12 protein-coding genes are annotated in these 25,963 nt (G+C 52.6%); 1 reads left to right on the forward strand and 11 read right to left on the reverse strand.

The window, feature by feature from the left end; translation table 11 throughout:
* Positions 1 to 3: 3 nt before the first annotated feature.
* The 11 genes from FOA19_RS02540 to FOA19_RS02590 all read right to left on the reverse strand — a co-directional run bounded on the left by FOA19_RS02540 (position 4) and on the right by FOA19_RS02590 (position 24,038).
* Positions 4 to 1,365: a BNR repeat-containing protein gene (locus tag FOA19_RS02540; protein WP_149089223.1), complete on the reverse strand. Its 1,362-nt coding sequence runs from the start codon at positions 1,363 to 1,365 to the stop codon at positions 4 to 6.
* Positions 1,366 to 1,507: 142 nt separating this feature from the next.
* Positions 1,508 to 4,663, reverse strand: a complete 3,156-nt coding sequence (locus FOA19_RS02545) for a glycoside hydrolase family 2 TIM barrel-domain containing protein (RefSeq protein WP_149089224.1) — start codon at positions 4,661 to 4,663, stop codon at positions 1,508 to 1,510.
* Between the two features lie 126 nt (positions 4,664 to 4,789).
* Positions 4,790 to 7,267 (reverse strand): sugar-binding domain-containing protein, encoded by a 2,478-nt coding sequence (locus tag FOA19_RS02550; protein WP_223808698.1) that lies wholly within the window; start codon positions 7,265 to 7,267, stop codon positions 4,790 to 4,792.
* Between the two features lie 115 nt (positions 7,268 to 7,382).
* The gene (locus FOA19_RS02555; RefSeq protein WP_223808699.1) at positions 7,383 to 8,951 is read right to left on the reverse strand and encodes a glycoside hydrolase; all 1,569 of its coding nucleotides are present in this window, start codon (positions 8,949 to 8,951) and stop codon (positions 7,383 to 7,385) included.
* A gap of 124 nt (positions 8,952 to 9,075) precedes the next feature.
* Positions 9,076 to 10,761, reverse strand: a complete 1,686-nt coding sequence (locus tag FOA19_RS02560) for a RagB/SusD family nutrient uptake outer membrane protein (RefSeq protein ID WP_149089226.1) — start codon at positions 10,759 to 10,761, stop codon at positions 9,076 to 9,078.
* Positions 10,762 to 10,774: 13 nt separating this feature from the next.
* Entirely contained in the window at positions 10,775 to 13,858 is a 3,084-nt protein-coding gene (locus tag FOA19_RS02565; protein WP_149089227.1) for a SusC/RagA family TonB-linked outer membrane protein, read from the reverse strand.
* Positions 13,859 to 14,064: 206 nt separating this feature from the next.
* Positions 14,065 to 18,225 carry a hybrid sensor histidine kinase/response regulator transcription factor gene (locus tag FOA19_RS02570; protein WP_190300258.1) on the reverse strand — a complete coding sequence of 1,387 codons (4,161 nt, stop codon included), beginning with the start codon at positions 18,223 to 18,225 and terminating at the stop codon, positions 14,065 to 14,067.
* Between the two features lie 313 nt (positions 18,226 to 18,538).
* Positions 18,539 to 19,678 (reverse strand): DUF2264 domain-containing protein, encoded by a 1,140-nt coding sequence (locus FOA19_RS02575; RefSeq protein WP_239025649.1) that lies wholly within the window; start codon positions 19,676 to 19,678, stop codon positions 18,539 to 18,541.
* 789 nt (positions 19,679 to 20,467) lie between these two features.
* Positions 20,468 to 21,682, reverse strand: a complete 1,215-nt coding sequence (locus tag FOA19_RS02580) for a DUF4861 domain-containing protein (protein WP_149089229.1) — start codon at positions 21,680 to 21,682, stop codon at positions 20,468 to 20,470.
* 324 nt (positions 21,683 to 22,006) lie between these two features.
* The gene (locus FOA19_RS02585) at positions 22,007 to 22,984 is read right to left on the reverse strand and encodes a glycosyltransferase family 2 protein (protein WP_149089230.1); all 978 of its coding nucleotides are present in this window, start codon (positions 22,982 to 22,984) and stop codon (positions 22,007 to 22,009) included.
* A 43-nt stretch (positions 22,985 to 23,027) separates the two neighbouring features.
* Entirely contained in the window at positions 23,028 to 24,038 is a 1,011-nt protein-coding gene (locus FOA19_RS02590) for a glycosyltransferase family 2 protein (protein ID WP_149089231.1), read from the reverse strand.
* 968 nt (positions 24,039 to 25,006) lie between these two features.
* On the opposite strand from FOA19_RS02590, the gene FOA19_RS02595 reads away from it, so the two are divergent.
* On the forward strand, positions 25,007 to 25,816 hold the full coding sequence (locus FOA19_RS02595) for a polysaccharide biosynthesis/export family protein (protein WP_149089232.1): 810 nt from the start codon (positions 25,007 to 25,009) through the stop codon (positions 25,814 to 25,816).
* The last annotated feature ends 147 nt before the right edge of the window (positions 25,817 to 25,963 follow it).

Raw genomic sequence — 25,963 nt, forward strand, 5'->3', positions numbered from 1 at the left:
GGGTTAAAACTTCGGTTTCCATTCCACCACCTGGATGGACTGCGGTGGGATGGCAGTCTGGCCCTCCCCGTCTATCTGCTCCACTTTCTGCACAAACAGGTTTAGGACTTGTTTCTCCTTCCAAAGCTCGGTGTCATAGGTGGGCTCCCAGGAACCCAGCGACTCCCGTGTCAGATCCAGAAGGGCCCATTTGGGGTCTGATAGTTTGTTTATAATCAGGGCCGATGCCTTGCTGCCCCGCTCCTCGTCCCGGAAGATCATCAGCACCGAGGCATTGTCTCCGGCATTCTTCACCATAATCTGCGGACGGGCGATGGGAATGCGTTTGGTCCCCACACCGCTCAGGCTAAAAGGCGTTTTCCGGAAACCCAAGGCAAGGGATTTCCAGCTTTTGCCATCATGGTACACCAAATGGTACTGCGGAATGGTAGAGCCCGCCTCGCGCCAGTACGTGGCGATGAAAGGATTTCCCTGCTCATCAGCGGCCATGGAGGTCTGGTTGATGAGCTCGCTGTTCTGCGGAATAATTAAGGCTTTCTCGGCCGTGGCTTCGGTGATGGGCAGGGTGTACTTCTCGCCGGTAGATTTCTCCCAGGTTTTGCCTCCGTCCAGAGATCGGGCGTAGCCCAGGTCATGGTTACTGGCGACATCGGGGCTCTCGCGCCACACCCAGGACACGTGCAAGGTGCCTTTCTTGTCCAGGTAAGCTTGCCAATACGCGTTGCGTTTTCCCTCGCCGTTGATGAGGTTGCTGTGCAGTTGCGTCCATTGCTGGGTTTTGAGGTCATAGCTGTTGATGACCAAATTGCCCTGGCCCGAGCCGCCGTCGCGGTAAAAGAACATGAGGTTGCCTTTGGGCAGACGGTAGAACTCGGGGTAAGAAACCACTTTTTCCCGCTGGCCGGTCATGGGCATCTTGTCAGTCATCTGCAGGGAGCCGGGGCGCACGCTGCGGGCGTAGTTCAAGGGGTTATTATGGTGATCCCAGGAAAGGTGCAGGAAACCGTTGCCATCTACCATGATACTGATGGTGTTGTGGGCATCAGAGGCGTTGCCCGTGAAATTGGTTTTCTGGATTTCCCAGGCAGTTGCCCCGCTTTTGCGTTTGGCCAGCATCACGGATTGGTCAGCCCCGTACCAGGCGGTGTACTGAATCCCTTTATAGGTTACCAGCGAATTCTTCCGGAAGGCCACCACGTTCACCGAGTTGTTCGCCCAGCCTTCGGCTACGGGCGTAATCTTTATACCACTGGCCTTTGTTTCAGCGGCGTTTTTAGAAAATCGGCAGGAAAAGGCACCAAGCACCACCGCCAACGCGAGGAGATGGGAAGAAGCTTTTCTGAATGAATGTAATTGACAAACCATGTGTCGCTGCTGAACAAATGAACCCACACTTGAGCTGGCCCAAGCCGCTTTGTTTATGCTGATAAAGCCTCTTTCTTCTGCGCCAGCGGGGAAGTACTCCCCGCCGGCCGCAGTAAAACGAAAAGGAACCCTATCAACCTTCTCAGTTTTTAGTCAGTTTGGATGTTTCTTTGGTGATGGGCCGGATGACGTAGCTGTACGAGTACTTTTTCTCCGTTAACCGGTACGGATTATGCGGCAGACGTCCCCAACTGTCATCGCCACCCAAACCGCGTTGGCCCAGATCAATGTGCAGGCTCACGAAATCCTGCTTCTTCAGGTCTACCGGGTGCCGGTTGATCTTCTTGGGACCTTCGTCAATGTCCTCGGCGAGGTAGTTCAGGGCCGTGAAGTTGATGGGCTGCAGGCCTTCCACCACAATTCCGTTGCCGGCGTTGTTGGTGAGCTCCACCCAGCGCACATCGGTTTTGTTGCCGCTTTCCTGCGGCCGGATGTAGAACTGGTAGTATTGGTTTTCCACCTTGTCTTTGTACAGACCCACCAGCGAGGAGAACTTCCGGTCACTGTAATTCTCCCAGGGGCCGCGGCCGTAGTACTGCAGGTTCTCGTATTTGTCGTCTAACTGCAGGCGCATCCCAAACCTGGGCAGCTCCGGCATCTCTTTGCCAGTCATATCAATGGAAGCGGTCACCTGCACGGCACCATCGTTCTGGATGAGGTAGTCCACCGTGTATGGGATCTGCTTGTCGGTGAGCGCGTAGGTTACCTTGATCGGCTGCCCTTGCGTCATCCGTTTGCCTACTTCCACGCTGACCACTTTCATCTCCTGGTGGGCGTTGCGCCAGGCCGCCAGTTTCTCCGGCATGTTGTTCCCGAAGTCATTGTCGGTGGCGGCGCGCCAGAAGTAAGGCTCTGGAAACTTCTCAATCGTTTTAAGACCGTTTTTCTGAAAAGAGGTTAATTTCCCGGTTTTCAGGTCAAATTCGCCAGAGACGCTACCCGAGGTGAAGGTGAGTTTATCGCCTTTGGTCTTGGTTTTCAGTTTTCCCTCGGCCGTGGATTTAGTGAAATAGGTGTTCTCGGTGATGGCAAACTGGTCACGGGTTACTTCATGGCCGACCGGCACAAATGCGCTGGCGTTCTTGGTGTAGGCGAACACGTTCACGAAATACTCCTCGCCCGGCTGCGGATTGAAAGCGGGCAGCGGCAAGGTCACCTCTTTGGTTTGCAGCGGAGCAGCCGTCACCGCAAAATCGCCTTCCTTCTGCACCACGCCGTTTTTGATCAGTTGATACTTAAAGGCGATCTGGTTCAGGTCGGTGAAGCCGTACTGGTTGGTGACGGTAATCACACCTTTGCGGGCGTCTTTGGCGTTAAACTGAACCCCTGCGTACACTTTCTTCACCTCGTTCAAACCTGGCTTAGGCGTTCTGTTCGCCGATACCACGCCATTGGCGCAGAAGTTTTCATCGTTGTACAAGTGCGCGCTGCCCAGGTCTCCGCCGTAGGCCCAGAAGGTTTCGCCTTTGTCGTTTTTGGTCTTGATGCCCTGGTCTACCCAATCCCAGATGAAGCCGCCCTGCATGTGCTTGCTGCCGTTGATGATGTCCCAGTACTCCTGGAAGTTACCGTTGCTGTTGCCCATGGCGTGCGAGTACTCGCACATGATGTAAGGACGCTCTTTTTTAGCCGCGGCGTAGGATTTCATGTCCTTGATGTTGGGGTACATGGGTCCTACGATGTCGGTGTTCCAGTCTTCGCCGGCTTGCTCAAACATGACCAGGCGGGAGTTGTCGCGGCTCTTGATCCACTTGTAAGCGTCATGGAAAACCGGTCCGTTGCCGCACTCGTTGCCCATGCTCCACATAACCACCGAGGCGTGATTCTTATCTCTTTCCAGCAGGCGCTCTATGCGGTCAATGTGGGCGGGAGCCCACTCCGGCAGGTACGCCGGGTGCTTACTTTTATCGAATTTTCCTTGCCACTCGGCGCCCATGCCGTGGCTTTCAATGTTGGCTTCGTCTACCAGGTACAAGCCGTACTCGTCGCAGAGTTTGTACCAGAGCGGGTCATTGGGGTAGTGGCTGGTGCGCACGGCGTTGACGTTGTAGAGCTTCATCAGCTCGATGTCTTTCACCATGGACTCCCGGCTCAGAGTACGGCCGTTCACCTCGTCGTGTTCGTGGCGGTTCACGCCTTTGAACAGCACAGGCACGCCGTTCACCAGCATCTGGGCGTTTTTCAGCTCCACTTTCCGGAAACCTACTTTGCTGCCGGTTACGCCAATGGTTTTTCCATTGGCATCCTTGAGGGTGATCACGGCATCATACAGGTTGGGCTGCTCGGCATTCCAGGTGAGTACGTTGTTGAGGGTACCGTTGAATTTGAGCTGCAGTTTTCCGGTTCCCTTCGTGCTGATGCTCTTTTCCTGGGAGAACGTTTTAGCGTTGTTTTTGTCAAACAGCTCCAAAAGCACGGTAGCCTTGTCAGCGGTTTTGCCGGAGAACTTGCGCAGGTCCACCTCGGCGGAGAACAGGCCGTTTTTGTAGGTGTTGTCCAGATCGGGCTTCAGGAAGAAATCCCAGACGGTGAGTTTGGGCAGGGCCTGCAGGTACACGTTCCGCTCTAGGCCGCTCAGGCGCCAGAAATCCTGGTCTTCCAGGTAGCTGCCGTCGTGCCAGCGGAACACCTGCACCGCCAGTTGGTTTTCACCGGGTTGCAGGAACCGGGTCACGTTGAACTCGGCCGGGGACTTGGCGGCTTTGGTCATACCCACCTCTTTGCCGTTCACAAACACGCGGGCGTAGCCAGAGATGGACCCGAAGTTCAGCATCACTTCCTGGCCGTTCCAGGCGGCGGGCACACTGAAGTTGCGGCGGTACGTGCCAACCGGATTATAGACCTGGTCTATGTACGGCGGCTTCGGAGGGAAAGGGTACCGCAGGTTGGTGTAGATGGGAATGTCAAACCCCTGCAGTTCCCAGTTGGAAGGCACCTGGATGTTGGCCCATTTGCTGTCATCGAAGCCTGGTTTATAGAAATCCATAGGCCGTTCGGCCACCGATTTCACCACCGAGAATTTCCAGGTTCCGTTGAGGGACTGATGGTAGGGAGACGTGCTATAATCGTTTTTACGGGCGTCTGCGGCGTTGGCGTACAGCATGAAATCCACGTGGGGTTTCTCCTTGTTCCGCTCGTACACCTTGGGGTTTTCCCATTCGTTGACCGCCTGCCGTGCCACCGCAAACTGTGACAGGAAGAGGAGACAAAGCGTGAGTAACTTTCGTGTGCGTATCATGGGCAATTTAGTAAAAATGAGTTGTAAATGGGTGCTTCTATGGTTGAGGCATCTCTTTTGCAGAGCCCCTCCCCGGCTGTTAAATGACAGACTTATTAGCCTCAATTTCGCAATCCTTCAAGGGGTTTATTTCACCGATGCTGAACCGGCTTCCCCTGCCATCCCGTTTTGGGCCTGTTTTACCGTAAACTCTACCGTTTGAGGCGTTAATCCGGGCGACTTGATGGTTACTTTGACCTTGCCGGGTTTCTGGTCTGCCTGCACGTAGGCCAGCAGTTTCCCGCGCAGCACTTTCCGCTTCTCAGACTGGTAATTCTCCAGGCCCGAATGGCTGCCGTTTTCCAGACCCAGAATCTTGGCAGGACCTTCCACCGTGAAGGTCAGTTCATTATCGGCGCCGTACACCAGGTTGCCTTTACTGTCTACCACGTTGATCTCCACGTGCGCCACTCCTTTGCCATTCAAGGTTTTCTTGTCGGCTTTGGCCTGGATGGCGGCGGGTGCTGCGGCGGTAACCAACACGTCCCGGCTTACCTCTTTCCCGTTTTTGTAGGCTTTGGCCATCAGCTCGCCGGGCGCATAGACCAGGTCCCAGTAAAGGGAGCGTTGCGGGCTTTGGGCCAAGGCCTTTCTCCCCAGCGATTTGCCATTCAGGAAGAGTTCTGCCTCCTCGGCGTTGGTGAAGCAGCTCACCCGTACGCTATCGTTGGCTTTCCAATTCCAGGTGGGGTCTGCCCTTCGGTGGCTCCAAATGCTTTTGTCCTCGGTCTTGGGCACGGGCGAGGTACCAATGTACACCATGGGTTTGTCTGCCCACAGGCTTTGTCGGAAGTAATACTCGGGTTTCTTGAACCCGGCCAGGTCCAGCAGACCGGCGCCGTTGCTGCGGCTGGGCCATTTGCCGGCCTCGCCCATGTAGTCGATGCCGGTCCAGAGGTACTGCGCCGAGATGTAGGCATTGGTGTCCACGGCGGCCCACGCATTCAGGCGCATGCCGTTCTCGCTGCCGTAAATGATCCGGTCCGGGTATTTGGCGTGGTCCTCTGCATAGCGTTGCTCCTGGTAGTTGTAGCCTACAATATCCAACACTTTGGGGTAATCTGTGTAATTAGACATCACCACCCCGGCCAGCGCCGCGGTGATAGGCCGGGAAGTATCATGTTTTTTCGCGACCTCCACCAAATGCCTAGACAACTCACTCAATCTGCTGGCGGGCGGATTATTGGGCTGGTAGCCTCTGCCGTAGATCTGCGGGTTGTTGCCCGTGCTGAGCACCTCATGGGAATACGGGTCATTGGGGTAATCAATCTCGTTCCCGATGCTCCACATGATGATGGATGGCCGGTTGCGGTTGCGCAGGATCATATCTGCTAAGTCACGGTCGGCCCATTCTTTGAAGTGCTGGTGGTACCCGTCTTTGCCTGGCGTGCCTACGTTCCAACCGGCAATCCACTTGTTTTTACCGGTCTCCCATTCGTCGAAAGCCTCGTCCTGCACCAGGAAGCCCAGTTTGTCGCAGAGGTCATAGATGTAGTCGGCGTGGGGGTTATGGCTCATGCGCAGGGAATTGACGCCCCCTTCTTTCAGGGTGATGAGCCTTCTTTCCCAAACTTCCTCGGGTACGGCCGTGCCCAGAGCTCCGGCATCGTCATGGATGCAGACGCCTTTCAGTTTCATGTTCTTCCCGTTCAGGAAGAAGCCTTTGTTCGCATCAAAAGCAACGCTTCTGAAGCCCACCTGCTCCACCGTTTCATCGGTCTTTTTGCCATTCACGAACAAAGACACCCGCAACTGATACAGATTAGGCTGCTCCACCGACCAAAGCTTGGGATTGTTCACCTGGAAGGACAAGGCTGCTTCGGCATCTTTTCCGCCGGTGACGCTTACCTGTTTCTGGGCCTGCTTTACCAGTTTGCCTCCCTTGTCCAGCAACTCGGCTTTGACCTGGATATCCGCGGCTTTAGCAGAAGCATTCGTCACCGATACTTTCACGTTAGACAAAGCCTTGGCCGCCGATACCTCCGGGGTGGTGAAGGCCACTCCCCACAGGCTGATGTGCACGGGCTCCACCGCCACGAGGTAGACATTCCGGTTGATGCCCGAGCCGGTATACCACCGGGAATCGGCGAACTGGGTATGGTCCACTTTCACCGCTACCACGTTGTTTCCGGTCTTGTTCAGGTGCTTGGTGATCTCGTACTGGAAGGGCGTGAACCCGTTGGGGCGTTTGCCCAAAGGTTGGCCGTTGATCCAGACCTCGCTGTTCTTGTAGACTCCGTCAAAGTACAGGAAAAGTTGTTTGTTCTGCTGGGCGGCGGGCACCTTGAAGGTCTTCCGGTACCAGCCTATGCCGCCTGGCAAGTAGCCGGTGGCACTCGCCCACTCCTGGCTGAAGGGGCCTTCAATGCTCCAGTCATGCGGCAGGTCCAAGGTGCGCCATTGGGCATCAGAGAAACTGACGGCATCGGCTTTGGCTACGTCGCCTTTTTGGAATTTCCAGTTATCGTTGAAAAGCGCCTTGCTGCGCGGCTGTTGCGCGAATACCTGCGAGGTATAGCCCAATAACAGCATGGTGAGGAAGGCGAGTAAACTTCTATTTCTCATTTATTAGGGGAATTAAATGATTCAATTGTTTTTAGTTATCTCTTTGGTTTTGAGCGATTTCTCAAGAGCCGTTTTGGGGCTGTTTTCCTGAAAAAAGGCCTAAAACCATTTCCTGTCAAAGTTGCACATCGGCCACGAAGGTGATGATGGAACGGGGGGCCAGGGTGATGTTGTCCTGCTTGTCAATGCTGGTTCCCGGGGTCAGGCTTTCCTTCTCAGAAGTGACATAGGGCTTGAGGTTAGTAAGGGTAGCGCCTTTCAGCTGCATGTTCATCTGCACCGGGAAAATGCTGGGGTTGATGGCCACCAGCACCAGTTTCTTTTGGTCGGTGTCCAGGTAGGCCGAAGCCATTAACGCGTCATTCCCTTTGCCGTTTCCGGCCACCTGCAGGTCCACACGCTCGGCTCCAGGGCGGATAAATCGGCTGTAATTGCCCAGGGCCCACAGCATCTTGCTCTGGTAGTAATTGCCGTCGGTTTTGTTCTGGTCAATGTAAATGAGGCCATCTTTGTAGTTGTAGGGCGAAATGGCCAGCCACCACTGCCAGGCTGTGGCATTGGCTACTACCAGATCGTTGTGGATGACGCGGGCCAGGTAAATGGCCGGATCAATGCCCAAGGCGCGTTTGTTGCCGTCTATCTCACCGGCATTATCGCCCAGGATGCAGTACTCAGACTGCCAGAACTCCAGACCCGGCACAGAGGCTACTTTGTCGGCCAATCGCTTCCGGTTGGCGATGGCCTGGTCATTGGGGGAAGTGGTAAAATAGCTGTGCCCGGAGATCACCTTGCTTACATGCGGCAAGTCTGCCACGTAATGCGGAGAGCTCTTGGAGAAGAAAGCGTCAATCTGGTTTCCCCGGTTGGGTTTATCGGCTTGCTGGTAGAGGTAATCTATTTTGCCGGCCTCAGCAATATCTATTTTAGTAGGCAGGTTTCTTCTGGCCAGCGAGGTGTTCAGCGCCCGGACAATGCCGGCTATCTCCTCGTTCATGAAGGGAGTTCCCTCCTGCCCGCCATCGCTCCAGTCCCACTGCGGCTCATTCACCGGGCTGATGTAATTCATGGTAATACCATGCACCCGTTGCACGCCCTGGATCACATCGGCGAGGTAATCAGAAAATGCCTCGAATTTGGTAGGGTCAAGATTAGGGGTACCGTTGGAGGCGTACGCCTTCCCGTTGCGGGTGAGGTTTACAGTAGGACTATTGGGAAACCCAAGGAACTTGCTGACACCGCGGGCCTGGGCGGCTTTCAAGAACCAGACCTGCCCGGCCTGGCGCTGCCAGTTATAGCTTCCGTCACTTTCCAGGAAAGACTCGGCGCGGCGCCACTCATCTTTGATTCCGCTTCCCTCTCCCTGCTGGGTGCTGCCGGCGCCCATGTTAAACCGCCACATAGACAAACCTATGCCTTTGGGCTGGCCGTTGGCGTCTGCGTCTGTACTGAACAGCAAGTCAGCGATGGCGTTCTTCTTGTTTTCGGGCCAATTTCCCACAAACTGGCAGGACCAGGCGTCTGACGCGGCAAAGTTGTCTATCTTCTGGAACCGCTTGGTCACGTCTATGGTGGCCGTTACTTTCACCGTGGCGGCAGTAGACGGGTCATCCCCGGCCCCGGTGGAACCATCGTCGGTGCAGCCCAGGAAGGCGAAGAGAGCGAAGAGGAAGCAAGATGTAGTCAAGGCAGATTTATTTAAGACCCGGGGTATAGCTTTCAGCATAGTAAATTCCTTTTGGTTTGCACCATGAGCGTAAAGACTCCCATGGCGCCACGCACGTGCACCATGGGAGATCTCTGCATAAGGCTTAGTAACCTGGGTTTTGTTCTAACTTGTTTCCAGAGGCTTGTATCTCTGCCCTTGGGATAGGCAGCCAGTAATGCTTGGCCTGGAAACTACGACCTTCCAGGGCTACCTTCCGGTTGTACACGAAATTGGTTCCCTGTCTGGTGATCTCCATTCCGTAGGCCGGAACATTCTCGGTTTGCTCCGCGATCATCCAGCGGCGCACATCGTAGAAGCGGTGCTCCTCAAACGCTAACTCCACCTGGCGCTCATTGCGGATGCGCTGGCGCATTTCAGCTTGGGAAAGCCCCGCGGGAAGAGGTGGCATGTTTACGGCCTGGCGCTGACGGATCATGTTGATGGCCGCATAAACCGTTGCATCCGGACCAACCGCTTCGTTTTGGGCCTCGGCGTAGTTCAGCAGGATTTCAGCGTAGCGGAAATAAATCCAGGGCTGTCTTCCGGCCACGTTCCAGGGGTTCTGGATAGGGTTTGTCTCATCCATGAACTTCTTGAGGTAATAACCGGTCTGGGACGTGTTCCAGTTAGACGGACCATCCTTGCTGTCTTTTCCGCCCGGGGTGAAAGTCTCTACCGCGCGTCCTCTGTACTGCGCTCCATTGTACAGGATGGTGGCATAGAAACGAGGGTCTCTGTCTGCATACGGGTTCTGCGGATTGTACCCAGAGGTTGGGTCTGTAATCATCATCCCGTTGGACATCTCATACGCGTCTACCAGGTTCTGCAGCGGCGCATTTCCTCCCCAACCGTCATACCCATTGGGTCCGTTAGCAATCTCCAGGGCCGTATGGCGCGAATTGAGGTTGTAATAACGGGCGAAGATGATTTCATCACTGTTCCCTGCCTCATCTATGAACATGTTGGCATACTTGGGGTCTATGGTGAACAGATTCAGATCCATCACGTCCTTAGCGGCATTCGCCGCCTGCTGCCAGGTTACCGTAGTTCCGTTCTGGGTATACAGGGGGCTGGCGGCGTAGAGCATCAAGCGGGATTTCAGGGCCAAGGCCGCGCCTTTGGTGGCTCTGCCTTTCTGCCAGCTGTTGCTGTACTCTGCCGGCAAGGCGGCGGCGGCCTCGTCTAACTGCGCCGCAGCATAAGCGATGCTCTCCTGAAGGGGAGCACGCTGGAACAGGGCCGGATCTGTGAAATCCTCGCCCAACTGCGATACCTTATCTCCTACCAGCACCACCTTGCCGTAATTACGGATCAGGTCATGGTACCGGAATGCCCTGATGAACTTCAGCTCCGCCACCAAAAGGTCCTTGTGCGACTGGCTCATGGGCACCTTGTCAATATTGGTCAGGGCATAATTCACTTCTCTTATGCTGCGGTAACTTCTACCCCATAAAGAAACTGTGATACCGGTATTCTCGGGGGCAAGCTGCCCGCGCTGCACCAGCCAGGTGTTGTCATCACTGCGGTAGATAGACTCATCGGTCAGCGAGGACCACAAGGCATATTCCCAGCCCCTTCCAAAGCCTGGAGGCGCTCCGTCTGCTTCTTTGTCCTGTAACCTGGCACCTAGATAGCGGTTGATCACGAAAGACTCAAAAAGCACCGAGTCCCCGATGATGGCTTCGTCAGATACCCTGTCTGTAGGCGTCACTTCCAGGAAATCTTCTTTACAAGAGGTAAAGCTCATTGCCAAGCCTAAGGCAACAGCCGTAAATATTTTCAGTTTCATACTATTGCTGGAATTAGAATTTGACATTTACCCCAAGGTTGATGATTCTTTGCTGCGGGTAGAATTGCGCGTTCCCTGAGCTGGTTTCGGGGTCAAAATCTTTCACCTTGGTGAAAGTGGCTAGGTTAAAGGCATTGGCATACACCCGCACCCCCTCAATCTTGATTTTGGACAGTAGCGTAGAAGGCAGGTTGTAGCCTAACTCCACGTTCTTGATCCGTAGGAAAGCAGTGTTGTACAGCCAGAAGTCACTTGGGAAAAGTCCGCCACTCACCGCAGAGCCGGTACGGGTGTCTACCCGGGGGTAAGATCCGTTTTGGTTGGTAGGGCTCCATCTGTTGTCTGCCCAGGTACTGAAGAAGTTACCGCTGAGTCCTACGTCTGGCAACACATACTGTCTCACTTTGGCCTGTCCCTGGAAGAGGATAGAGAAGTCAAAGGCTTTGTACTCTGCCCCTAGGTTCAAACCATAGGTGATCTGCGGAATATTGCCCAGATCGGTTCTTACCATATCATCGGCTGTGATCTTGCCATCTTGGTTATAATCTTCATAGATCAAATCGCCAAGTTTGGCTCCGGATGGATGCGGATATTTGTCTAGGTCTTCCTGCGTCCGGAAGATGCCAATGGAACGGTACAGTAAAGAGGTATTCAGCGGACCACCGGTTTGTCTCTGATAATCAAGGATGCTTGGCGCTTCGTCCATGAATACGATCTTATTCTTGGCGTAAGTGATGTTCCCGGAGATGTTGTATCTGAAGTCACCAGCGCCTTGGTCAAATCCTAAGGTGGCCTCTATCCCGTTGTTATTCACCTGCCCGATGTTCTCAGAAGGCACCAGCGCATCTGAACCCCAAGGGTTCACGATACCGGTTACAAAGGGCACCGAAGCGTTTCTGTTGGCCAGGATATCTTTCCGTTTCTGCTGGAAATAGATAAACTCAAAGTTGAAGTTGTTCAGGAAAATACCGCTCACCCCGATGTCTGTTTTCTGGGCAACCTCCCAGGTGATGTTCGGGTTAGCCAGTTTCACCAGGTTCAGGCCAGGGTACACCTCATTGCCAATCACGTACCGGTTATCAAAGGTGTAGTTGTTCATGAACTGGTTAGAGCCCACGTTGTCGTTTCCTAGTTCACCGTAAGAAGCTCTTAGCTTCAATTCATTCATGAACGGCAAGCTGTTCTTGAACCAATTTTCTTCAGAGATTCTCCAGCCCACGGAAATACCTGGGAAATAACCCCAGCGGCTGTTGGTTGGGAAGTTAGCGGAGCCATCGGCGCGCATCTGCACTTCTGCCAGGTACTTCTCTTTGTAGTTGTAGGCAATCCGGCCCAGGTAACTTCTTCTGGAAAATACCCAGCTCCAGCCGGCGTTGCTTCTGTCATTAGGTCCGGTACCGCCTTGAGAAAGTTCAGGAGTCAGGATAGTAGGGAAGTTTCTACGGCCGGCCTCTAAATGCTCCAGGGTGTTCTTGCTTTGCTCATAGCCCACAAAGGCGTTGATGCCGTGGTCGCCGAAGTGGCGCTCAAAATTCAGTTTGATGTTGGCCGTAAGCAGGTTCGTATTCTCCTGGATTTGGGACAGGGAAGCTTTAGGCTCACCCACGGTGACAGGCTTGTACGTGTCGTTGCCTTCATAAGAATACACCAGGTAAGGCTTCACAAAAGATTTGGTAAAGCTCTGGCCTCTGTCTGCAGAGTAGAAACCGTCTACTGATAGTCCCTCCAGGAAGCCGAAGTCATAACGGCCTCTCAGGATTCCGTTGAAGATAAGACGCTGGTTTTTGTTTAGGCCAGCGGCATCGGTCACAATCATGACCGGGTTTATACCGCCTTCTACCCCTTGCGAGGGCAAACCGTTAGGGTAGCGGGCCGGGATGAACGGATAGGCGCGGTACGTCTGCCAGAAGATTCCGCCGGCGCCAAACTGAGGAAATTGTCTGTCTTCCTGACGGCCTGACAAAGACAACCCCACACTGAACCGGTCTGTGATGTTGGCATCCAGGTTGGTTCTGAAGTTGTACTGGTTGTATTTGGTAGCTCCGTCTTTGTAAAGGGCATCCTGGTACAGGGTACCCAAAGAAGCGAAGTACTTCACATTCTCGGTTCCGCCGTTTACAGAAAGACTCTGTCTGTTTTGCAGGGCATAAGGATCTAGGACCTCATCTAACCAGTTGGTGTTAGGGTAATTCAACGGATCTGATCCATTCCGGAAAAGCTCAATCTCCTCGGGCGTGTAGCGTTGGTTCAACCCACCGGCAGTGTTGTTGTAGTAGTCAATCTCATTCAGGATAGAGGCATACGTAGCGGCATCGGCGAACTTAGGCAACCGGGTTGGGGAGGAGAATCCTTGGTTGAAGCTGTAAGAAACGGTTGGTTTGCCGGTGGTTCCTCTTTTGGTAGTTACCAGGATAACGCCGTTTGCAGCCCGGTTTCCGTAAACTGCCGCCGAAGCGTCTTTCAGCACCGTGATGCTTTCAATGTCATTCGGGTCCAGGCGGTCCAAACCGCCAATCTGGCCAGGAACGCCGTCTACCACAATCAGTACATCGTTGTTACCAGTGGTGGCCAAGCCCCTTACCCTAACTTCGGCACCATCGTACCCGGGCTCACCGCCCCTGTTGTTGATGACCACCCCAGAAACGCGACCTGCCAGTGCGTTGGACACGTTTGGCTGAGGGCTTTTGTTGATGGCGGCTCCGCCTACCTCAGAAATGGAACCGGTCACGGTGGCTTTCTTCTGCACGCCATAGCCTACTACCACTACCTCGTCCAGCGCCTTCGCATCGGTACTCAGAGAAACATCAATGGTTGTGCGGTTGTTGATGGCTACCTCTTGCGTCTGGTAGCTGATGAAGGAGAAAACGAGCGTTCCCTCGCCGGATGGAGTCTGGATGGTGTACGTTCCGTCTGCACTGGTGGGGGCAGCGGTAGAAGTCCCCTTCAGCAATACGGTCACGCCCGGCATGCCTGCACCGGTCTCATCTGTTACCTTGCCTTTCACGGTATGGCCTTGCGCCAGGGCCACCCCAATCTGAAAGAGCAGAAGAGGTAGCACCAGGAGGTACCTCTTTGTTTTGAGTAATGTTTGTTGCATTTGAAAGAGTGGGTTAGTTTGACAATTCCTTAAGCGAATTCCAGAATTGCAGAGGGAAACGGCAGCACTTTCTGGCCTACCAGGCAGCGCGCCTTTCCGCTTGCTTTTCTATGTCAAAGGAACACCATCCTTCCTCAACAAAGAGGTGACAAACTATTATTTAAACAGGGGCATATGTGTATTTTTATTAAAAACACCCCTGTGTATCAGTAGATATCTGCTGTTTTTACAAATTCAGAAGGGGTACACCCAAATTCCTTGGTGAAGCACTGCCTGAAATACTTGTCATCATTGAAGCCCACCTGGCAGGCCACTTCAAACACCTTGTACTTGCCGGTCTTCAGAAGTTTGGCCGACTCTTGGAGCCTGAGGGTGCGGAGGTACTCCACGGGTGAGGCCCCGGTCAAAAGTTTGATTTTCTTATAAGCCAGTGACCGGCTCATGTTCAGGGCCGCCGCCAAGTCATTGACGTTGAATTCAGAATTGTCCAGGTTTTCTTTCAAGACCTCATAGATGCGTTTCAGGAATTGCTCATCTACGGTGTTGGCTTCTTTCTCTGGCTGCGGGCTGTTGATGTTGAACAGGTTGAGGTAAAATTTCTTGAGCTTCTCCTGAGACTCCAGCAGGTTCTTGATCTTAATCTGCAGCAGCTCCGGACTGAAAGGCTTGGTCAGGTAGGCATCGGCGCCGGTGTCTAAGCCCTCTTTGTGGTGGGCGAAAGCGGTTCGGGCCGTCAGCAGCACCACGGGGATATGGCTGGTTCTGATGTTGGTCTTCAGTTCGCGGCACAGTTGTATCCCGTCCATCACGGGCATCTTCACGTCACTGATGATGATATTGGGGTGATGCGCCAGCGCCAGCTCCAACCCTTCTTTGCCGTTTGCCGCCTCCAAAATGTGGAATTGCTCGCTCAGGTAGTATTTCAGCAGCTTTCTGATGTCTTCCTCGTCTTCCACGATCAAGATCTTCCGTTGGCCTTTTTTGGGGTGATTTCCAGAATCCAGGCTTAAAACGTCGGGGAGAGCAGAAACCACTGGCTTGCTTTCGGGCAACAGCGCCGTCTCCTCGGTACTCACCATGGAAGCGGCATCCAGGTGCTCCACGCCCAAAGGAATCTTGAACCCGAAGGTAGCGCCGGTTCCCTGCTCACTTTGGACATAGATATCGCCTTTGTGCAGCAACACCAGCCTTTTGGCCAGCGCCAAGCCCAGCCCCGAACTCATGGGCGTGACAGGGTCTCCCTGGAAGAACCAGTCAAAGATGTGTTTCTGCTGGTTCGCCGGCACACCCCGGCCGTTGTCTTTCACCTCTACGGTGGCGGAGGCGTTGTCAAGGGTAAGCGCCACCGTGATGCTGTTCCCCTCTCCCAGGTATTTGAAGGCATTGGAAAGCAGGTTACTCAAGACCATCTCCAGCTTCTCGCGGTCAAACCACACCTGCACCGGCGCTTCCGGCACCTCTAATTGGTACTGGATGTGCTTTTTACTGGCCATGTCCTGGAAAGAAATGTAAATCTCTTTCACAAAGCTCACCATGTCTTCTTCCTGCACCTTGAGAACCAGGCTACCCGCTTCCGCTTTCCGGTAATCCAGCAGCTTGTTGATCAGGGTTAGAAGCTTATGGGCATTCCGGTACACCATCTGCAGTTTCTTGCCTGCCTCAGAGGTAGTTTCCTTGTTGACCAAATCCTCCAGTGGTCCCAGCATCAAGGTGAGCGGGGTCCGGAACTCATGCGATACTTCGGTGAAGAAACTCAGCCTTTCGCGGGCAATGCGGCGCTCTTTCCGGCTCTGGGCCTTGGCCAGCATCAACTTCCGCCGAAGCTTCTTTTGCCGGGCCAGGAAGGTGTACACCCCAAAGGCAGTGGCGACGATTAAAATCAGATACAGACAATAGGCCCAGTACGTCCGCCAGAAAGGAGGCGACACCACTATTTTCAAAGATGTGTACTCCTGGTCCCAGGCGTTCTCCTGGTTAGAGGCTTTCACCTGGAACGTGTAGGTGCCGGGGCTCAGGTAGCGGTACGTGGCCGAACGCTGCTGCCCCACGTAGTTCCAGTCTTTGTCAAAGCCCTCCAGTTTGTACGCGTAGTTGTTCTTGGCTGGGAGCGCATAGTCCAGGGCCCCGAACTCAATCATGAACACCGACTGGTCTGGCCTTAAGGTAAGGGTTTGGTTTTCCTGGATGAGCTGCTCCTGCTGCTGGCTGCCCGGTTTGTTGAACAACTGCAGACCGGTGATGAGGACCTGCGGGGAAGAGACGGTCTCCTTTATCTGGCCGGGGTAGAAAAGATTGAGGCCCTTGGTACCACCAAACCCCAGAAGCCCTTCCTGCCTGTTCACCAACACAGATCCTGGGTTGAATTTTCCGCTCTGCAGCCCATCTGAGAGGCCGTAGTTGTACAGTTTGCCGGTCTGCACGTCTATTTTGGTCAGGCCCCGGTTCGTACTCACCCAAATGTTCCCGATGACGTCTGCCTGGATGGCGTACACGGTATTGTTGCCCAGGCCGTCTTTCTCTCTGTACTGCTGAATCTTGTTTGTAGCCAGGCTGTACCTGAACAGGCCATCTTCCTCGGTCCCGATCCATAAATTTTGCTTTTGGTCCACGAAAAGCGCCAACACCACCTCACTGGAGGGATTCCGGCCATTCCCTTCAGCATAAGGATACTTCTTGAAGGTTTGGGTACCCGGCGAGTAACAGCTTAGCCCTCCGCCATAGGTGCCTATCCACAGCCGGCCGGCTTTGTCCTCGGCGAGGGCCCGCACATCATTAGAGGTGATGCCGCTGTTGGCCGTGTGAAAGTTCTTGAAACCTTGTCCTCCAGGCATTAGGAGGCTCAGACCGCCGCCGTTCGTACCCACCCACAGGTTTCTCTTTGAATCCTCAAAAAGGGCGCGGACATCATTTCCGCTTAAGGTATTGGCCTTGGTTGGGTCATGTTGGAAGTTCTGGAAAGAATCGGTCTCTTTTCTATAGAGGTACAAGCCCTTGGCGTAAGACCCGAACCACAGGTTTTGCCTGGAGTCCTTGAGCGCACTGAGAATGGCATTGTCAGTTAACCCTTTGCCGGCCTGAGAACTAGCGTAATGGTTGAGGACCCTGCCCGTTTTGTCGCATTTGTAAATTCCGTTGCCATCCGTGCCCAGCCATAGATTGCCTTCCACATCGGTACAGATACCGTAATACCGGATCTCATTTGGGGCCGATTTTCCGAAAACGTCCTGAGAAAGGCGGAATTTGATGAACTTCTCGTTTTCCCGGGCTACCATCTTGATGCCGTCGCCGTAGGTGCCTACCCACAGGTTCTGGTCTTTGTCCTCAAAAATGGCTTGGACCGAGCGCTGGGTGAGCGGTCGCCCGTCTTTGCCCTGCACCTCGGTGAAAACGGCCTTTTCTAGGCTGTTTTTTTTCAATTGCCGCAAATCCAGTTGGTACACGCCGCCGTCTTGCAGCCCCACCCACAGCATGCCTTTGCTGTCCTCCAAAACAGAAAGGACAATGTTGCTCTGCCTGAAGTACTCCTTGCCCGGGAACGAGGTAAGGCTTGCCTGATTTCTATCATAGAGGTACAGGCCCGTTGACGCCCCCAGCCACACATGTCCGGATCGGTCTTCATAGATGCAGGACACGCTGGCCCCGGCTAAGCCCACGCCAGCGGGAAGCGAAACTTTGCCCAGCACTGCGCCCTCTTTCAATTGGTACACGTGCACGCCAGCATCCTGGGTGCCAATCCAGAGCCATCCCTGGCTGTCTTCAAAAAGGCTGATGATTTTGTCGCTGGGCAAACCCGGCAAGTCTTTTTTCCGGTAGGCCTTGAACTGGTTTTTACCCCGAAGGTAGAAGGAGACGCCGGCTCTGTAGGAAGCCACCCACAGGTTCCCAGCCCTGGACTCCGCAATGTCGCTGATGTCATCGCCCGCGAGCGCGCCTATGATGCCTGGGCGGTAACTGTAATGCACGAAGGCCTCTCCTTTGGCATTGAAGCGGTTCAGGCCGTGCCGCGAGGAAACCCAGACCATTCCTTTGGAGTCGGTGAAGACCTTACGGATGAAGTTTCCGGTTAAGCTGTTTTCCCTGGCCGGGTCGTATTTGAAGACTTTGAACGAGTAGCCGTCAAAGCGGTTCAGCCCGTCTTCGGTGGCAAACCACATGAGGCCGCGCTGGTCCTGGCTGATGCTGGTGACGATGCCCAGGGAAAGTCCTTCTTCCACGCCAAACTGGCGGATGATGTTTCTGGGCTGGTTTGGTAAAAAGGAGGCCAAAGGAATAGCCATTCCTACCAAGATGCTGAGTTGGAGTACCTTTAAACACAGAGACAGCCGTACGTTGTGCCTCCGGATGACAAGCTCAATTCTGTTTCTCAATGCTTCAATTCCCACCTTACATACCTAAATCTACTCCGTTCGCCATCCATCCTGACCCCTCCCTAAGAAATAGCCTCCTGCTTCTTTGTACATGGAAGTTTGCCAAAATAAACGTGCCCTGCAAGCCATACGCTACATGCAGCGCATAATCATTTCCATCGCTTTTAGTTCGTTTTCCTGAAAACAGGCCCAAAACCGTAGAACGCCGGTTTAACACCGAAATTAGCCCTAGCCATCTTGCTTGTACCGGGAGCATTGTTTTCAGGAATCTCAGTTGGGGCAGCATAAAGACGAGACTTCTGTATCAGAAACACTATTTCAACTCCAGGGCATGGTCTGCCGGCACCGGTTGGCCGCTCCAGGCTTTCACCGCAGTCCAGGGCTGGGCAGGGGAAGACCAGAACGCATCTGTCTCGGGCAAACCCAGTGGCAAGAACAGGGTGGCGCACAGGTACAGGCTCCCGGTGGTGATGTAGAAATCGGCCACATCTGGTTGGTGCCCATACAGCCCGATGTTCAGCCAACCTTCCTTGGTGAACGTGGACGGCGCTTCCAGGGTCTTGCTCAGCACCGCCGTAAGGGCGCTCCTTACCTGCGCAGGGCTCAAAGACTCGGGCAGTTGTTTCCGGAGGGCCATATCAGCAAGGTGATGGAAAGCCCCGCCCCTATAGGTGATGGACCTCCCGATGACCGGAAAACTGCCATCGGTGTGGATCATGCGTTCCTGGAGTTCGGCGTAGCGCTGGTTTATTTTGAGCAGGTTGGGCGCGTACCAGGCATAGCTTTTCTTCTTTTCGTTGGCCACGCGCACAATGGTGGCCAGGTAAGGCTGGATGACGTAGCTGTTGTAGTAGTCCTGGGCAAAATTCATCCCGTCTGAGTACATGCCGTCGCCTACGTACCAATGATTGGCAAACTCCCGTACGCCGTATTCAATCCGCACGGGGTCATATTCAAGGCCGTATTGGCAGAAGAAAGTCTCTATCATGCCGGTGAACAGCACCCAGTTAGAGAACACCGGCACGGTTTCGCGGGTGGTCTTGAAGGCTGTGATGACTTGCTCCTTCACCCCGGCATCCAGGTTCTCCCACAGCCAGGGACAGCGCACCAACCCTAAGGCCAGAAAGGAAGCGTCTACCAAGGGCTGCCCCCCGTTCCACTGCATATAGTCCTTTGCCGCGGGGTTCACGGCGTTGGCCACCGCTTTCAAGGCCCATTGCCGGTACTGGGCCCGGAGCGCCGCTTCCTCTTTTGAGCCGCCCTCAGAGTTGAGCCACGGCCCGATGCCACTCATCACTCGGCCAAAGGCCTCCAGGTAAGACACTTTTTCCCGAGCGCTCTTATTATCGATCTTGTTGGACAGGGCCACCGGCATTTTCTCCTTCAGCCGGTCCTCCGCCAGATTGGACAGCACCGGCCGCACGATCTTGTCCAGATGTCGGAGCCAAACCATTCTATCGGAGGCTTTCGCTGGTTTCTTTTTTTGCGCCTCCGCGGATATTGCTACCACAGACAGTAAGAGACAGGCTAGCACCAGCAACTTACGTTTCATCAGCAGAGAACCTTTTGGTGTATGTAACATTCTGGGGTACCGTTTAATATAAAAGTAGCGGATGCCCGCCTTGGCTCTTCAGCCGGTTCAGGCACCCGCCCCAGTTTTCACGCATGAAGGACGGTGTGTAGTTATTTGTTATATTTAACCAAGGCCCTTTCCAGGAGAGAGCCCCAACTACAGAAATCATATCAATCCCTAACTTAGACCTACGTTCCCGGACCCTATCCACAGTGAGCATTCAAGCCTCCTATAGATCATCCGGAAGAATAGGTTGAACTGAACCGGAGAACCAGCCTTTTAGAAAATTCAAGGTTCAAGAAACGTTTTTAGTAGAACTTTGAAATTTAAAAAAGCTTATCTACCCGCCTCGTTTCCTCATCACTTTTGATGAATCCTTGTAAAACTGTCTTTCTTTTACCAATTATACAATAGGTGTCTAAAAAACATTTATCATTCTAGAGGTTCTGAATTAGCTTAACTCTTTCTGGAACGAATAACCTCCAGTCCAAGAATCCTCGGTTACAATAGTCGCAAGACCTTCCTCCCATGGATTACAGAAGGGTTTTACAAGTAAAAACAAAGCCTCCGTTTTAGGGACCTTTTCTGTAAAAGGCCCCTAAAACGGAGGCTTATAGATTGACCTGCTTTCAGATTTTTATCGGAGGCAGGCGCATGGTTCTTGGGTTTCTAGAAAGTCACCTCCAGCGGGGAGGCCATCCGTTTTGCGAAATCAGACAGATAGGCATCCCATTCCTGCTCGGTTTTGAACTGGCCACTTTTCACCCAGGCAAACCCGGCAAAGTAAAGGACCTTGTCTTCTTTGGGTGTCGCCATCACATAAAGGTGGCTCATGTCTTTGGTTTCCACCCGATGGTCTTTGAAGGCCTGCACCGCCGCGGGTACCATGACAATGCCTGTGCCCAGGAAAGAGTCATCCATGGGTTCCCAGTAGCGGAACCAACCTGCTGCTTTGTCTCCCTTTACCTCGCCTTTCTTGTCATGCAGGGTAATTCCGGCGGTTACGTTAGGCAGCGGCTTATCGCTTTTCACGGCCACCTCAAACCGGGACAGGTTACTTCCCAGGTCCAGGCTGATAGTCTTTTTCTCGGTCACAGTTTTTCCGTTGGCTTGCCAGGGCGCATAGGTCAGCTCAAACATAGTTCGGATGGGGCCATCGGCTATTTTGCGGTAACTGACGAAGTTCCGGGAGACATACAACGAGTCGTTTTCCCAGACACCTAATCCGCCAATGCCTCTGCTGGGGCCCACGTGGTACGGGTCATACCCTTCGCCCCGATCTGTGTGGTAGAAGTTGGGGTTGCCCAGGTATCCTTTGTACCAGGCATCGATCACAGAGTAACTCACCCGTTTGAGCCAGGCATCCATCCCGCTGGTGAGGGTTCCGCCCGGCACTCCCTTCTCCACCATCTGCTGCGCCACCGGTCCGTAAGTCCGGAAAGCCACCCGGTCATTCTCCCAGGTATAGTCATCGGTGCGTTCTGGCACAAATCGGGAATAGGTTCTGACTTCAGTCTTGGGTTGGGAAGCGGCCCCATTGGCAGCACCTTGCACATAAAACTTCTTGGTAGCCTTGGCTTTGATGTCGGTCTGGAACAGGATTTCATCAATGGTGCCGTCCAGGTCTTTATCGAGCGGTTGGCTTACCAAAACCTGCTGGGTCTCGGCATCCCTGATCAAAAGGTTCTCCGCCCCAAATTGGTTTACCAAGGCTCTTACCCGGGCAACCGGAATTGTGATAGTTTCCGAGGATCGGTCCAGGTCCAGGCGGTTCTGTACGGTAATGGTATTCGCCCCTGGCACTTTCTGGCAGGAGGCCAGCAAACCGGCAGCCAGGAACAGGCCTGCCCAAGTGGTTCTCTTAAATTGAAATGATTTGACCATGGTACTTCTGAGGTGATGTTTTGCTTTGGTTTACCGGATGCCTTTGAAAAGCCGTTCTACAGAGAAAATTATCTGCGAAAGCTACGCCTTAGGACTTCCAAACTTCTGGTTAAGACAAAGCACTAGTTTTCTATTCCGAAAGATGCATAGATTTCCGGTTTTGAAGGGCGTTTCTTTAAAACACACCCGAAAAGATTCCTGGGTTAGCTGTTCAACCAGAAGAAATGGGGAAATAGAAGAATCTCGCACAAGGTTAAAGCCATAGAGTTTAAACGCCCCACTTCTTCTATAAAACATTCAGACGGTCCAGCACTTTATTACCCTTTAATCTACACCCATCACCACTTTCAAGTAAAATTTAGAAATGTGGTAGTAAAGGTTGGCAGATCTGTCTAAGCTCAAAGCTAGTTTTACCTGGTCTTTGGCCGCTGCCAGATTCCTTGACTGCTTCCAGATAACGTTCGCTTTGGCCATGCAGTAAAGCGCACAGCCTTTTTTGGCATTTGCCATGAGGTGTTTTTCCTCTATGGGCAACATCTCTGTTATGTGGTTGATGACGTACGCCAGATCTTTGGTGGTTTGCCCGTCTTCTACTTTAGGCCAAGAAATGGAGCCATTATGTTTACGGTACTCGGCAAGTGGTTCTGGGGAGTACGCTATTGGATATCTCTTGGCAATTTGGGCCCACATGATCCAATCCTCGCCATAGGTGACCCCATAAAAGCTTCCTATGGTTTCATATACCTCCCGGCGGACTACCATGGAAACGTACTGAATACGCTGCTGACCCGCTATAGTGAAAAGGGCGTTGTTCAGGATCCCGGCCTGTTCTAGTACAGGCGCATAGCTTCTGAGGTATTCCCCAGACTCATTTATATCATCATAATTGCAGAAGGCGGCCCCGGTCTGGGGGAATTGCTGGAAGAGCCCCTCCATCCTGGCGTAGAAGCCGGGCCTGACGCGGTCGTCGCCGTGCAGCAGGTGCACCAGCCGGCCCCGGGCGCGGTTGAGGCAGGTCTCGAAGTTGCGCAGGCTGCCCACGTTGCGGGGCTGGCGGTGGTAGCCCACCCGGCCCCGGCCCAGCTCCCGCACCAGCGGCTCCAGGTCCGCGTCGGTGCTCGCGTCGTCCACCACCTCGATCTGCATCAGCGCCGGGCCCGGGTCCTGGGCCAGCACGCCCCCCAGCGCCTCGGCCAGGAACCCGGCGCAGTTGTAGGCCGGGATCATCACCGACCACAGGGGCCTGTGCTCCCCAGGGGGAACGGGAGCGACCGGCGGGGGCGAGGACGGGATGCGGGACATGGCGGTGTAAAAATGGTTTAACCCCTAAGCGAATGTGAGTTTGCTACAGGAAGTGAAGCTGATGTCTCAGAAGGGCTAGCTTGACACAAAGCTTTAAAACCCGGACATAGACCAAGGGATGCTTACTTAACTGTAACGCCGATTTTATATACCCCATCGCTAACTTGCTATTTTGGGTTCTCTTGTAGATTCCTTTTGCTAAGGAAAGGCTATATAAGGCACAATGCAGCTTGCCCTTGGCTATGGCTTTGGCCTTTAAGCTCTCCGGTAGATCCGCCTTCTTGATATGCTCCTGGATCAGGGCGTGGCACTTGATCAGATAAGGAAAGCTTTGGCCAGAAGTGCCCATCCGGCTGGAGATAGAACTAGCATGCATCCGGCATTCGGCAAGGATTTCGGGGGTATAGGCCACCGGGTAAAATCGGGCAATGCGTACCCACATCTCCCAGTCCTCGCCGTAGGGCATTCCGAAGAAGCCACCTAACCTTTCATACACCTCACGCTGCACTACGATGGACACATACTGAATACGTTGCCTTTCCGCAATGCGAAGAAGCCAATTATCTAAGACAAGGTCTTTGTTGGCTTCAAGCGGAGTATCATGGGACCATACTCCGTCTTTATTAATAAAGCTGTTTCTGCAGAAGGCGGCCCCGGCCTGGGGGAACCGCTGGAAGAGGGACCCCATCCGGGCGTAGAAGCCGGGCCTGACGCGGTCGTCGCCGTGCAGCAGGTGCACCAGCCGGCCCCGGGCGCGGTTGAGGCAGGTCTCGAAGTTGCGCAGGCTGCCCACGTTGCGGGGCTGGCGGTGGTAGCCCACCCGGCCCCGGCCCAGCTCCCGCACCAGCGGCTCCAGGTCCGCGTCGGTGCTCGCGTCGTCCACCACCTCGATCTGCATCAGCGCCGGGCCCGGGTCCTGGGCCAGCACGCCCCCCAGCGCCTCGGCCAGGAACCCGGCGCAGTTGTAGGCCGGGATCATCACCGACCACAGGGGCCTGTGCTCCCCCGGGGGAACGGGCGGGACCTGCGGGGGAAAGGACGGGATGCGGGACATGGCGGTGTAAATGGGGGGAAAAATGCACAGCGGAAAACAACAACCAAAACCTAGGTCAAGCAACAATACATTACATCCTGCCATAAGAAGGACGCAAGGCACAGTGTAGCACTAAAGTAGCAAAGCCAAACGAAAACCACACTTTACCCAAAGGGTAATCTATTAACCTTTTGTCACTTAGTACAACACATTGGCTACAAAAGGACTCAACCTTCCTAGTTTTCCTATTCGGTTTATACTACTCCTTAGGTTTAAATAGCCTGTATTTTACGAATAACTACAAAAAGCTTACTAACAGTCAACTAATATAAAGTTTTTTATAATATTTATAATTAATAAAATGATATATTTTTACAGTTCCTTAAAATATTTTTATATTAAGTTTTAATTGCATAATTTAAGCTAACAATACCTACTTGCTCTTCCGTGGTCAGCTTAGGAAAGCCTACTGACAGTATTTTGTGCAACATTCAGTCTACTAGGAAATAACTCTGATCAAGAAATCAAAGAACTTGTATTTCCTAGAGTTCAATAAGGATAGTTGATCTAAGATTTACTCAGCAACTTTTAGAACTTCCCAATCTTAACAGGTGCTGAAAGTTTGAACCTTGTACAAACTAAGTGAAACAATGAAAACGCATTATATTCTTCTTCAATTCTGTCTTCTAAAAATAAACTAGAAACAGCTAAATCACCTTAAGTAATTACAGGTACATTTTAGTTTTACTTCAATTAAATAACACACATATTTTTAATTTGACAAGAAAACACATTAAGCCTTAATAACCACTTAACATATACTAAAATAAGAATCACTTTTTAAATACTTCAAACTTAAAAACCATAATATCCGCACTAAAACACGACCAAGCAACAGATGGTTATGAATTGATTTACAAATCCCAGATCAATCAATTCATAATTAAAGACACACAAACAGGAACCACAACTTTAATTAATAGAAGAGCATGGAGGTCAACATTAGATCATGGAAAATCAAATATCAAATCTTTCTTTATGCCATATTATTACTTTTAATTACTTCATGCAGTCCCTCAAAAAACCTGGTTTATTTTGAAGATTTAAAAAACACATCTTCCACTGAAACCAAAACAGGTATTTCTAACGCAAATGAACCCAAGATACAATCAGGTGATATTCTGGGGATACTAGTGAGCAGTTTGAATCCAGAATCTAATATTTTGTTCAACGGGGGCAGTTTAGTAACTCCGGGCATGACAAACGATGGAGTTAGAGCAGCTGGATCAACGGAGGGGTACCTGGTGGAAGAAAACGGCGACATCAATTTCCCGGTGTTGGGCAAGGTCAGGTTGGCAGGCCTAACAAAAGCCGAAGCCACCCTAAGAATGACCGATGAAATCAAAAAACATGTCAAAAACCCGATTGTCAATATTCGTTTTCTAAACTTCAAATACACGGTACTGGGTGAAGTAAATAAACCTTCTACCTATATAGCCCCCACCCAAAAAGTAAACATCGTAGAGGCATTAGGCCAGGCCGGCGATATGACCATTTATGGGAAAAGGGAAAACGTTTTAATTATAAGAGAAAGAGATGGAGTACGTAGCACCGCTCGGTTAGATTTAACCAAAAAAGAGGCATTGAATTCACCTTATTATTACCTACAGCAAAATGATATAGTTTATGTAGAACCAAGCAAAGCCCGTGATGCCCAACTGAGCAATACCAGAAGCAATATCTCTATTGGGCTTTCCATTATCTCGCTTATAAGCATCATTATCACCAGACTCATTTAAAGTTAAAGGATATGCAAAGGTTGGCAGGAACAGAGGAGTTGTTTCCATTAAAAGCGGAGAAAAAAGATAACAATGATATTAGAAACACCTTTATCCAGTACTCCAGATACTGGTATCTATTCTTGCTTGGGGCCCTCTTGAGCGTAG

Origin of the sequence: Rufibacter hautae (genome assembly GCF_008271695.1) — a bacterium.
GTDB classification, from domain to species: domain Bacteria; phylum Bacteroidota; class Bacteroidia; order Cytophagales; family Hymenobacteraceae; genus Nibribacter; species Nibribacter hautae.

Bases quoted from the DNA above. Each gene is read 5' to 3' on its own strand.
- FOA19_RS02540 (WP_149089223.1), bottom strand. From the start codon at position 1,365: ATGGTTTGTCAATTACATTCATTCAGAAAAGCTTCTTCCCATCTCCTC.
- FOA19_RS02545 (WP_149089224.1), bottom strand. From the start codon at position 4,663: ATGATACGCACACGAAAGTTACTCACGCTTTGTCTCCTCTTCCTGTCA.
- FOA19_RS02550 (WP_223808698.1), bottom strand. From the start codon at position 7,267: ATGAGAAATAGAAGTTTACTCGCCTTCCTCACCATGCTGTTATTGGGC.
- FOA19_RS02560 (WP_149089226.1), bottom strand. From the start codon at position 10,761: ATGAAACTGAAAATATTTACGGCTGTTGCCTTAGGCTTGGCAATGAGC.
- FOA19_RS02565 (WP_149089227.1), bottom strand. From the start codon at position 13,858: ATGCAACAAACATTACTCAAAACAAAGAGGTACCTCCTGGTGCTACCT.
- FOA19_RS02575 (WP_239025649.1), bottom strand. From the start codon at position 19,678: ATGGTTTGGCTCCGACATCTGGACAAGATCGTGCGGCCGGTGCTGTCC.
- FOA19_RS02580 (WP_149089229.1), bottom strand. From the start codon at position 21,682: ATGGTCAAATCATTTCAATTTAAGAGAACCACTTGGGCAGGCCTGTTC.
- FOA19_RS02585 (WP_149089230.1), bottom strand. From the start codon at position 22,984: ATGTCCCGCATCCCGTCCTCGCCCCCGCCGGTCGCTCCCGTTCCCCCT.
- FOA19_RS02590 (WP_149089231.1), bottom strand. From the start codon at position 24,038: ATGTCCCGCATCCCGTCCTTTCCCCCGCAGGTCCCGCCCGTTCCCCCG.
- FOA19_RS02595 (WP_149089232.1), top strand. From the start codon at position 25,007: ATGGAGGTCAACATTAGATCATGGAAAATCAAATATCAAATCTTTCTT.